We start from the raw sequence: 6671 nt of genomic DNA, 5'->3' as shown, positions 1-6671 counted from the left end.
AGCTGCTTGCTGATGTCATATCAGGTATTCAATTTAAAGATGGTGAGCGGATCACTCAAGATCAAACAGAACATCACGATTCATTGATACACCACATTTGACAATAACTCTGTAATCAGGCCCTATTGCTCCCAAATAGAGCAGAAACGAATCTTCGTCCGCAGCAAATATACCAAAATCAACTATGCTCATAATAAGCAAAAATGATCCATTAACCACATCACCTTAACTTGGGTCTTTTTCACATACAACGGCTTCTTTATATGGTAATTCATCTTTATCTGCGTCACAAAAAAAGACATATAATTAATATTAGAGGATAACATGCTCAATATTCTAAAAATCTATCGCCTATTACCACTGATAATAGTATTGAGCTCTGTATCGTGTACCGACCCCAATACCGAACAAAATCCAAAACCTGAATCTTCAGGGACACTGTTCGAGCAAAGAGTCGACACCATAGTTAAACTTTCTGACGCATTGAATTGCGGCAATATAACAATGTTATTTGAGAATACAGAAAATCCTGAAACATTTCAAATACAAGCAGATTCAGTACCGAACCTAACATGGGAAGGTCGTGGCGAAATTATAGAATATTTAGTGAATATTAATGGTCAGGCAACGGCAGGGGGCTTTAGTGCAGCATTCCTTCTACCTAGCAACTTTGTGCAAAACATATTAATTGATGAGACGCCAAATAAAGATGTCATTTTCAACTTTCCTCTTTTTATATCAGTGACATCTAATCAAAAAGAAGTAAAAATATTGGGAGATATTCGACTTTATTTTTCTAAAGGGGCTGCATTACCAAAGAAAATAAAAGTAGAAGTCTCTAATTCAGCTCAAGAATCTTTGTATAACCATACTATTACTAATCCTAGCTCAGATGTTATTTGCAAAGCACTTTATAGTACTAGACTTGAATATGCAGCGTATCTCATCAAATCAAAGATGCACTCTTGGGGAAGTGCTTACTGTAAAGATTATGCTGAGTCTGATGAAACATTGACTCCTCAATTTCAGGCATGTAACGGCTATTTAAATCCAAAAACTAAAAAAGCCATTCTGGGTGGCTCCTTTGAAGCATGCACTGAAATTTTGAAAAAAATCCCATCTAAATGCCCAAACAGTACTCACTACGGTCTAAGTGCATCCAGCAATACCCTGCATTGTAGAAATATCCACGTTATCTCTGCCGCAATCAATCCTGCGATGCATTGCAAACATCTAGACGTTCCCAGTTTAGATATGGATAAAAAAACGGGGAATATTGTGAACGGCCCTTGTTATTCACCTTGCCCATAACACTTGGGAGCGATAAAAAACCATGAAGATGACAAGAGTATAAAGATCATAATAATGGCTTCTTTGAGTGAAAGTAATGTTCATTCCTTATTATTCGCTCTCTCAAGACATTCAATAATAACCCAGCCCAATTGTTACCATACATAAGCAAAACATAATCAAAACCGGTAAATCACCCACCCAAAGCGTCACAACAAAAATCAAAAATAAAACCATTAAGCAACCTAAGTAACGTAACTGACTAAAACTATGAGGATATCCATGATTATTTTTTCAAAATGGGCAACGATGTAAAATATCATGTAATACTACTGCTACTAAGATTCAAAATTCTTCACACAGAGACATACAGTGATCAAAATAGTATCCATTCACACCAAAGCGCTAAACCGATCATTGGGCTCTCTCACATCACAATAAACAGCTAATTTTATAATCAGTTCAACAATCAACAGTCAATGAATATCGCGATAGCCAAAACCACAGTTCTGATTATCTAGCCAATCAGGCTGAATGTTTTCATTCGTTTTTCCATCATAATCCAAATTGTTGATATTCGTTAATATTAACACTATCAGCAAAAAATAAAGGTCTTTCATCTATGAAAAAAACAATTGCAGCACTCTTACTTAGCCTTCCCCTTATTAACACCACAGCACTGGCTGCCACCGATAATGATGTTTGTAAGGCCAAAGAAAACGCCATGGCGCTAAGCTACCAACAACAATCTGGCGAAATTACCGCACTACAGATCCAAACTTACGCTTTTGCGACTGAACGTTTTAAGCAGATTTTGCGCGATAACACATCAACAGAAAAAATGGCGGTAGTATTAGATCTTGATGAAACGGTAATAGACAACAGCCCGTTACTGGTCCGTGATATGAACAATTGTCATGATTTTACAGCATGGGATACGTGGAATGATTGGGAGCAAAAAGGACAACCAACGCTTATTCCTGGTGCAAAAACCTTTTTAGATTACGTTAACACACGTGATGTGAAAATTTTCTATGTATCAGATCGCTTTCAAAAAAATAAAGCCGATACACTAAACAGCCTAAACGCACTTAACTTACCTCAAGTCAGCAGTGATAATGTGTTATTGCTTACCGGTTCAAAAGAAGTACGTCGCGCTTCTATTCGAGAAAACTACAACATCATCATGTTATTTGGTGACTCATTAGCCGATTTCGATGCCGCTTTTAAAAACAAAAAATCGACCGAATACCAGCGTAACCTCGTTAAGCAACAATCTGAGCATCTAGGGAAAGATTGGTTTGTACTGCCTAACGCGTCTTACGGCTCTTGGATGCAAGCCCCCCTTACATCTTGGGATGAAAAGTAAGCCCACTTTTAAAGTTTAATGAGCGTCATACGCACAACAAACCCCGACGATTAAAATTGTCGGGTTCTCATCTAAAAATAAGCCTGAAACGTGATGTGGAAATGAATAATACTCTTCCTTAACCTAATACTCATAAAGTAATCGCTAAGTGCTCAGTATATTAATGTAACAGGTTGAAGTGGCATTAAAACAAACCAGTCATTACGATGATAGACACTTGTAGTGGCGACATCGACTCATGCCTTACTCATTACGCTCCGAACGGTTTTCAGTCACAATATCAGAATCTTGTTGTGCATAAAAATCAACACTGAAGCTTGTATCATCCGTCAGAAACTCAACTTTATGCCAGTACTCTGGTGGTGAAATAGCCATATCACCTTGTTTAATCAATATTTCTTGTTCTATTTCTCCGCGCCTTTCGGTAAAACCATAAAATTTTAGCTGCCCGCTAATAACATTGATCTTACCGTACACACCTGCTCGGGTATTATGTAAGTGCAGGAACATTTTGGGGATATTATCTGGGGTAAAAATGGGCGTTGATTTATAATTTACAAAATCATTTGGGATAGATGCCATAACAGATCGCTTAATTGAACACATGTGAATTATTAAAAGATACACCCATTATTAATGAGCACAAGTCATATTATCAGTAATACGCCTAACGGTTGAATTCGACTACTGAGCAACAATAACCCACCATAATCAAACCTGACAGAAAGCAATCAAAATCCAGCAATATCAACTTCCATGGGTAATAAAAAACTTGAGTGTTTATTTTTTTGTTTTCAATGCTCATTAATTCAGCAACGAATTCAGAATACCTTGAATCAACAGCATGAGAAAGTTTAGTCAGTATCTATTAGACTAAAACAGCGACGCGGCTGCGAGCGGCCTATCTTTATCTGTTATGTGCGAACTATGCGTCGCGTCACCTGCTCGTAAAGGTCTTCAAAATCGGCCAAGTCGGTATGTAGTTCAGGATGGTTAATATATACATGACCATTGTCTTGTGACTCAGCAAGATTCTTCAAAGAAACTAACCACCCTAAAGACTGAGAATCTTGGACCACTATTTCTTTGTCTGTAATCTCAGGGAATTGACTAGCCGTCAAATCAATATATTTGTTTCCCAGCTGTACCCACGCATGGGTTTTAACAGAATGAAATGAATCTTGATCAACAACAACAGAGATCTCGTTTGCTTCAAGACCACTTTGACATAAATAATACGCAAACAAGTTAGAAACGACACCACAAGAACCAGACGGGAAATTTTTTAAAGGCTCTGCTCCATCAAGTGTATCTAGGATCCCTTCGCCTTCAAGTACAACTACTTGTAACGCTGCTCTAAATGCCTTTGCTTCATCATAAATATTCAAATTGTGCTCCTAGCACAATAGTGGTAAAGCAGCCATTACTGACCCGAGCCCACACGGATCCGGACGTGCCTTTCCGTTATTAAAAGACCGCATCCGGCTCTTCAGTTATATATTCACTCATTCTTTACCTAATTTAAACAACACGACCCTAGTACCAATCAATCAGCACAAACCGTTTGCCGACCTTTGGACTCTTAATATTGAAATACTCTAACATCTTATTGAAACTACTCCAATTATAACTACGCCTGTTTAAGTATTTCGATTGCTTGCCGCAAGCTAAGGTCGTGGATTCCCATCCACACTGGGCCAAGAGGGGATCAACGGCAATTCCCTCTTGGATCGCCCTGCCACCCCTAGCGAAGTTAAGTACCTTAATATTTTATTAAAAGTCATCACTATCACCTTAGATTCATCATCCCTGATTCAACTAAGTCTATCTCGGCATCCCTACCTCACTCACGCGATGACTGATAAAATACTTTCGGCAACTCCGATGGGGATCTCAAAGAAAAAGCAGTGTACTTATTCATTCAGCAAATAATCATGGGTGGCCTAGCTCCCTTCGACTGTGCTAGGCTTTTTCAAGCACAGCTTAATTGGATTCGAGCTCAACGCCTTGTTAAGTGTGTATTACTGTTATCTATTCTTTTTCCTAGCCAGTTTTTCCGACTTACGCTTTGATTTACGCTTTTTATTCTGTTCTTTTTTTAATTTTAATCTCGTGAGGTTTTCTTGAAAAAAAGGGGACATCTCCAGTATAAGTTAACGTACACTCAGGATTGTCAGATACTAGTGAACTCATTTGCGGCACAAAAGTTAATCCACCTTCAGTCATTAGCACTGCCTGGCCATCATCATACCAACATCCTTTTAAAACCACTTCTCCCGGCCTTAAAACTTCTATCTCTAGAACTGTAATGGTTTCATTTGCAAAACCATTTTCCTTCTCTTTCATTTTAGCAACGAGAGCTAGGGGCAAATATTTTTCCACATCATTCGTGAAAATTTTCACATGCCCATTACGCTTTTCACATATCAGATCTGGATCTATAACCTCAATATAATTACTTAAGACCTCTACTGCTAGATTTCCATTAATATCACAAATTGAAATATCAACAAGTGATATTTTATTTCCTTGTATATTGAATTTTACTTTAACATTTGGCGCAAATTCAAATAGATGCAGTCCCATTTTGTTTGGAGGACTGGCTAACCAAAGCCCTCCAGCACAAAACTTTAGATTCTCCCCTGGCTCAACATAAATATGCAAATTGCGAATAGATCTTTTTCTAATAATGTTTTTCCACTGAATTAATGTTTCTCTTGAAATTGGTATTACGCCATGATGAATTTGGTCATGACATGAAGGGCAAACAGGGATCAAAATTTCCGGATCATCAGAGTGAAAAATAGCCCATTCATCTATATGGTGGATATGTGTTCTCCAAGCGCTACACCCTGGGTTTGCACACTTTCCGCCAGAACTCTCCCGTATTTGATCTTTTTCTTTACTATTTAACGACCTAGAAACCTCAAGCTTTTCAGATGAGCCACACTTTAAGCATTTGTACTCGTCATCTGAGCCACCGAAATATCTACCCAGATTGCAGTTTACACAAAAGAATCTGTCTACAGAATTTCCTTTGTTTAGTTCTTCTTGTGCATATTTAGGTAGATTCATATAGATTCACACTTAACGCCCTGTTAACAGGAAATAAAATAGTTGATTAAAATTAGCGAAGAAGGAGTAAAAGCCAACTGTTTTTTTCCTTGTTTAACAGATTATTATGCTTATTTATTTAAAAACTATGCGAATTGTACAATGTTGCTTTCTGTACTTTCAGGGGTACTTTCTTCATTGAGAGTTTCAATATCAGCTTCTGCTTCGTCCTTTGTAAAGCTAGTATAATAAAAATTAGTTAGTTCCGAAGTTAAGAAGTCATCCATCAAAATCTGCATAAATAAATCTTTGGATTTACGAGTATCTAACTGAATTTTACTCCCATCACTATTGAACCGCATTTTTCCTTTTAAATTTGGAAATTTTTTGCAAAATTCGATAATTTTGCTGTTAGGGATTTCCGCTTTAAGGACTGGGGAGGCTTTTGCAACTCTAGTTAATTTTCTAGCAAATGTCATATCTTCAACAAGCTCATGGAGAGTTTCTGGGTTTTCTAGTAACGAAATGCTTTCAATAGCTTCTATGCCGACTTCTGCTTCTCTTTTTATTGCATCTTGAAAACCAAAAAATTTTTCTATAGTTTTTAAATCAAGAACAATCAATCTACCATCAACTTGAATTAATTGGAAATTTGGACTTATTCTAAAAAATTCATCATCGATTTTTTCAAAACGAACATTAGACTTTTTAAGGAAAAAGCTTTTTCTCCCATAAATATTTATCCTAGCCATCGTTTTATAAAGAAGAATCTGTTTTTCGCTGTTTCCAATTTCAACAACTAACGCGGTCACTTTTTCGACATCATCGTCACTAATATTGAATTGCTTAAGTACCCGAGTATAAAATTACCAACAATTAGGTTAATATTTAATCTTTGATATTTTTTACATTACCAATGATATAGAACTTGTATCAATATCGAAATTTTTGTATAACT

At 36.9% G+C, this 6671-nt stretch carries 5 protein-coding genes and 1 pseudogene; 2 read left to right on the top strand and 4 right to left on the bottom strand.

Translation table 11 applies throughout. The features are described from left to right. The first annotated feature begins 324 nt into the window (after positions 1-324). Both L2764_RS25185 and L2764_RS25180 read left to right on the top strand, forming a co-directional pair. The gene (locus L2764_RS25185; RefSeq protein WP_248943114.1) at positions 325-1311 is read left to right on the top strand and encodes a hypothetical protein; all 987 of its coding nucleotides are present in this window, start codon (positions 325-327) and stop codon (positions 1309-1311) included. 601 nt (positions 1312-1912) lie between these two features. Then, entirely contained in the window at positions 1913-2659 is a 747-nt protein-coding gene (locus L2764_RS25180) for a 5'-nucleotidase, lipoprotein e(P4) family (RefSeq protein WP_248943113.1), read from the top strand. A 243-nt stretch (positions 2660-2902) separates the two neighbouring features. On the opposite strand, the gene L2764_RS25175 is transcribed toward L2764_RS25180, so the two are convergent. From L2764_RS25175 to kwaB, 4 genes and pseudogenes are all read right to left on the bottom strand, one after another. Then, positions 2903-3241, bottom strand: a complete 339-nt coding sequence (locus tag L2764_RS25175; RefSeq protein ID WP_248943112.1) for a TehB family protein — start codon at positions 3239-3241, stop codon at positions 2903-2905. A 332-nt stretch (positions 3242-3573) separates the two neighbouring features. After that, a complete protein-coding gene (locus tag L2764_RS25170) occupies positions 3574-4047 on the bottom strand; it encodes a hypothetical protein (RefSeq protein ID WP_248943111.1) in 474 nt (157 codons plus the stop codon). A 694-nt stretch (positions 4048-4741) separates the two neighbouring features. Then, positions 4742-5734, bottom strand: coding sequence for an HNH endonuclease signature motif containing protein (locus tag L2764_RS25165; RefSeq protein WP_248943110.1), 993 nt, complete (start codon positions 5732-5734; stop codon positions 4742-4744). A gap of 125 nt (positions 5735-5859) precedes the next feature. Next, positions 5860-6552 (bottom strand): annotated as a pseudogene (gene kwaB, locus L2764_RS25160) (anti-phage protein KwaB); the annotation flags it as partial. Positions 6553-6671 lie beyond the last annotated feature (119 nt).

This window comes from Shewanella surugensis, assembly GCF_023284005.1.
Taxonomy (GTDB): domain Bacteria; phylum Pseudomonadota; class Gammaproteobacteria; order Enterobacterales; family Shewanellaceae; genus Shewanella; species Shewanella surugensis.
Note: the sequence above shows the minus strand (reverse complement) of the source record. Positions and strands in the feature narration are given on the sequence as shown.